Below are 3,850 nucleotides of genomic sequence, written 5' to 3'. Positions count from 1 at the left end.
CCGAGAATAGAACAGGATTTTTAAGTCGAGGAGGTATACCATATGCGCGGAGATATATCACCGAACGTTTTGCTTTCAGAGGGAGGTGAGACAACGAGCGATAAAACATAAGTCGCAAGAACTTTTTAACGTTCATCGAAACTCCTTTTGAGTAGGGCTGGTACTAATCGACTGCCGTCTAAATAGTGCGGTTGTAATCACGATCAGGACAAGGCTCCTAACTACTTCCGCAACTACTAGGAAGATCGCCATGCTCAGAGCGCGACCATCGAAGTACAGAAAACCATAGAGCAGCACTGCGGCAGATTGAACGCCGGCGATGATCAAAAATGTGCCACCATGCCCCGCCATTGCGATAAGACCATGACAAAGGCCAGTTGAAGCGTTCAAACAGGCTGCTATAACCAAAACTACAGCGGTGGTCCAAGCCTCGCCGTAAGATGGTCCCAGTAGTCCCTCGGTACGTTCTTGTCCGAGGAGTAAGAGTCCGGCTAGTACCGCGAGAGCTGGTACGACCCCGATTACCGTCGATGCCATGAGCTCTTTTAGTAGTACGCGTAGTTGTTTCGCGTATAAGAGACCGCGGACGCGGGGGAGAAAGACCGATGACGCGGAGGTAGATGCGAGAGCTGCAGCGGAATGAATCCTTTGGCCAACTTCGTAAACAGCGGCCTGGGGAACCGAATTTAGACCAACGATGAGGATAGGTGCTCGTGAAGCAATAACGCTTAGCGCTGACCCGGCACCTAAAGGGAAGATCTTCTGCCACTCGCGTCTAGCGATTTGAATGTTTCTCGCTCCTCGCCTGATCATTGGTCGCAGAAAAAACAACATTAGCACGGCAACAAGTACAACAGCCATCGCCTGCCCAGGTATGAATAAGCTCGGTGAAACCAACGAGCATACAACGAGCAAAAGAATAGCAACAAGCGGTAAAACCACAGCGTCCAAAGCTTGGCTTAACATCAGTGCTTCTCGTGCACGCAGATGGCACGACCAAAGCCGCTGAAAAGCCGAAGCGAACATGATTAACGGAATACTGATCGCCAGCGACAGGTTCGTTGTTCCGGCAGCAGCATAGGCTACTAATGTTCCAGCGACTATCAGTAAGGGTATCCACAGGATCTTAAGTAGTGCTAGGCTTGATCCTCTGCATCTGGCGTAGTATTCCGATCGGTTTCCGCTTTGCCAAATTTGAGGCAACTCGCGTAAGACGTAAAGGTCAAGTCCGACAGTACCTCCCACTCGTGCAATGATCGCACAACTCCAAAGAATGCCATTTTCACCCACCTGTTCGATGGGGAAAACAATAATCGCAAGCCCAACAAGAATTAGTTGGAGCAGAGCCCCGACGATGCGAATTCCTGTTACGATAATCCCTTGAGCTAGTAGACTAGATGTTCGCACTACGAACCCAAATACCGGTCAAGGAATCTGCCATAGTAGAGCTGGAGAACTCTCGACTCCAGCGGTCTCTCCCCGCCTCTCCGAGGGATTTTGCGAGCAATTCGTTTGAGCACAATCGTGATAGTGCCTCTGATAGCCGTTCAGAGTCGTTGGGGGGAATCAGAATTCCCTCGCTATCGTTATCTACTATGTCTGGTATTCCACCAACATCCGTCGCGACGACAGCGGTTCCGAGAGACATCGCCTCAAGTAAAGTTAGCGGCATGTTTTCGAAGTGGGAAGGTAGAACTACGACCCAGGCTTCCCTCATGAGCTCCATCGTCCGAGCGTGCGAGAGCCACCCCTTCACACACACGCGATAGGTCGGCCCGGCTAGGGCATTTCGAACCAGATCGTCTTGGTCGCCCCCAATGAGGATGAGCTCCGCCTGCAAATCTGGATTCAGAGCACGGAAAGCTTCAAGGAGTTCGACCACGCCCTTGTTCCGGGACATTCGTCCAGCGAAGACGATGGAGGGATATGGGGTTTTAGGCAGGGACCGCTGATAGTAAGTGGGTGCCACTGTACCATTCGGGATAATTGAGACTCGGTCCTTGGCCACCCCCAGTTCATCAACAAGAAAAGACTGCCAAGTAGGTGTCAGAGCGATAATTCGCACCGCCCACTCAAAGTACTTCTGTATGAGGCGCCTGCAAACAGGATTGGTCGTATCCATAAACTCACGGTAACGTCCGCCGTGCAAGTGAATCACATAAGGTATTCGCATGATCCTAGCCACCACGGCCGCCAGTACGTTACGATAAGTGCTTCCTCTCGACGCGGTATTAAAATGGATAATATCGCATTTTCGTCCTAGTAGGATCCACCATATGCGTATTTGCTCTTGAAGAGAGGCCCACAACTTCCCACCGTCCCCCCGAGGGTCGGCGAACACCAGATCGAAACGTCGCGAATTTTCAAGGTGACACTTCAGCGTCTTCATGACCTGAGAAATGCCACCTCTGGATTCAGGGTGGTCGCCTACGGCCAGAACTCTGATCACAAGTTCGACTCCAAAGAACAAAGACATGCCTCTTCGAAGACACAGGAATGAGTCGTGCGAACCATTAAAAGGAAGTCTTTCTGAGTGCCGAGGGCGCAACTGAACGAGCTTCAGTTAGCGTCTCAAGTGTCAAACTGTCTAAGTTGGCTCGTACAGCCAAACCTCTTTTAGCTAGCTCGCGGCTGATCTGCTCCTGATGATCGTCCACATGCTCACCAAACCTACGCTCGCGAGTGGCTAAGACGGGGATCTTACCTAACTCGAGAATCCTCAGCGCGGACCCCACTCCCGCGTGGCTGATTACGACGTCGGCTTCTTGTACGCACCTATCGAATTCATCAGAACGGAGGTGTCTGTCCACTTTCCCTACTAGCCCAGGTCGTTCAGTCACTCCCACCTGCCATACGATCTCGTGTGTTTTTCCAAAGGCTTGCTCGACTGCGTCAACCAACCGGTCAAACCTATAGGGTTTGATTGTTCCCAAGGTAACGAACAGACGCAGAGATCCCTTGGCCTCTGGGGCTACTCTCACCGGCTCGTAGTCGTCTAGAACGGATGGACCTAACTTCCAGCGGCGACCGGCCCAGTTGTGATGTTGGGTGTACAAGTCAGTCGCCGGCATGAAAGAGACGATTCGTCCGCTAAGGGAAGGCCCGTCAAATCTAGAAACACTCTCCAGATATGTTCTCTTCAGGCCGCGAAGAGCGGCGGCGAGGAAAACAGGAACTGCTATGGCTGCGCCAGTGCTAACTGCGACCTGATAGTCGTCGCGGCGAAGAGCCCTGAAGATACGAGGTACACACCGCGCAGCTTGTTTCCAATCGCGAGAGGCAATGTAGGGTATGTAGAGGACATTCTTTTCCTCCACGAGCAGCGACCTCGATTGCTCGTTCTCAAAGGTGATCCACAGAGGGTCGTCTCCAACGTTTATGCGATGCCTTAGTTTATGTAACTGCGCTAGGTGACCGCCTGTAGAAGCCGCCAGCACCGCTTTTTTTTTGCCAAAATCCATCCAGTACTGACTTTCTTCGAATCTTCGTTTTCTGTAGCACGTTCCATCCCGGGAGAGGTTATGCTCGGCTGCAAGCTTAACCCCGCTCGCGAGAAGAACCAAACAAGGCACAGGCGTGACTGCTGGTCCAGGCGACTCCCAATAGTTTTTGCTGGACGTGTCGCAATCGGCGGTTGCCTTCGGTCCAAAACTCGTTGGCTGATCCTTCTGATCCTGGAGACCGTCTGGTGCAACTCCACTCGGTTTTATGGGAGCGTGCGAGCAAGAGGGCACCACATACGTCGTCTCAGGACCTACATAAGATCAGGCTCGGAAAGCTGCCAGTGTCTGACGCCTGGTGACGGCGTTTGCATTGGCATAAGCCAATTCTACTGCAATGTATTGCGTCC

At 52.1% G+C, this 3,850-nt stretch carries 3 protein-coding genes; all 3 read right to left on the bottom strand.

Annotation, left to right across the window (positions count from 1 at the left end; genetic code table 11):
• Positions 1–132: 132 nt before the first annotated feature.
• Complete coding sequence (locus AC5RWT_RS35360; protein WP_494084296.1) at positions 133–1,407, bottom strand: lipopolysaccharide biosynthesis protein; 1,275 nt, start codon at positions 1,405–1,407, stop codon at positions 133–135.
• Complete coding sequence (locus tag AC5RWT_RS35355; protein ID WP_494084297.1) at positions 1,394–2,389, bottom strand: glycosyltransferase family 4 protein; 996 nt, start codon at positions 2,387–2,389, stop codon at positions 1,394–1,396. The genes AC5RWT_RS35360 and AC5RWT_RS35355 overlap by 14 nt, the downstream gene beginning before the upstream one ends.
• A 124-nt stretch (positions 2,390–2,513) precedes the next feature.
• The gene (locus tag AC5RWT_RS35350; protein WP_494084295.1) at positions 2,514–3,461 is read right to left on the bottom strand and encodes a glycosyltransferase; all 948 of its coding nucleotides are present in this window, start codon (positions 3,459–3,461) and stop codon (positions 2,514–2,516) included.
• Between the last annotated feature and the right edge of the window lie 389 nt (positions 3,462–3,850).

This window comes from Arthrobacter sp. Dra40, from assembly GCF_059091905.1.
The sequence above is the reverse complement of the archived record's forward strand: the minus strand, read 5'-3'. Positions and strand labels throughout refer to the sequence as shown.